Origin of the sequence: Serratia odorifera (assembly GCF_041448735.1) — a bacterium.
Lineage (GTDB): Bacteria > Pseudomonadota > Gammaproteobacteria > Enterobacterales > Enterobacteriaceae > Serratia_F > Serratia_F odorifera.
Genome location: NZ_JBGMUT010000036.1, coordinates 1 through 1,008, shown reverse-complemented (window position 1 = coordinate 1,008; position 1,008 = coordinate 1). Strand labels below are relative to the sequence as shown.

The following is a 1,008-nucleotide window of genomic DNA, read 5'->3' as shown; positions in this document are numbered from 1 at the left end:
TCTGTTTTATCCATGTCAGAATAGCTTTTCTTGAAATTTGCAATTTGTTTTGGATTCATCAGAAATACCTTTGCCCCAAAGCGTTGTAAGTCTTCATCATAATGAAGAAACATAGATGGATGAAAACTATAAACAGATGTGGATTCTAGGCCGATTTTAAAAGTTTCAATTTCTTGGTTGGCTATACACTTTAACACTCGCTTTTTGAGCGCTGTGGCACCTGGCAAATCGTTGTTGACCGAAAAGGAATCTAGCTTTTTCCCTTCACCATTTAAAATACAAGCTTTTATATCAAACGAACTTACATCTAAACCAACAAATAATCTCATGTAAGAGACCTCCCTTCTATTTAGAATCATTCCTTGGACGTCTCGAGATATCTCTAGTGTGCACGCCGACCAACAACCTCGTGTATGAGAGCTAGTCCTGAATCGAAAGCCGCCCTAGAGCTACTAACATCTAGGTTCGAGGGTCAGGCTGCTCAGCCTGCGAGTAGGGAGTCCCGCACGTTCACTGAGAAACACTCTAAGTTATGTGGTAAGTCCACAGGATGAATAAGAATTGTCCCAAATGATCCTAAGATCATTATCTAGAAATATCTTGAAACGTCCAAGTATTTTATTTATAACAGGATTCTTATTACAGAGAAAATCTAAGCCTGAAATAGGACTTAAATATTAATATACGAGGGAGGTCATACATATGAAGAAATGGATGAAAATTGTTCTGTACTCTTTACTTGGTATTTTACTTATAGGGAGTATTACTTTTTTTACTTGGTCCCAGTTTACTGTATGCCACCAGTTGGTAACAAACTCGGGGCGCCGATTTTGATACTTTAAATAATAAGCATGTTCCCATACATCAATTACGAGTAAGGGGATTTTTCCTTCTTGCAAAGGCGTATCTTGATTTGGTGTACTCATAACAGAGAGTTCCTCACCGTCAAGAACAAGCCATCCATAGCCACTTCCAAAACGACTAATAGCTGCTTTGGAAAGTTGATCT

At 38.4% G+C, this 1,008-nt stretch carries 2 protein-coding genes; both read right to left on the bottom strand.

The features are described 5' to 3' along the window. A partial coding sequence (locus tag ACCC84_RS23810) for an IS110 family transposase (protein ID WP_371902416.1) occupies nucleotides 1-329 on the bottom strand: 329 nt, incomplete at its 3' end. Nucleotides 330-677: 348 nt separating this feature from the next. Further along, nucleotides 678-1,008, bottom strand: a 331-nt coding sequence (locus ACCC84_RS23805; protein WP_371902415.1) for a superoxide dismutase, incomplete at its 5' end; no start/stop codon positions are given.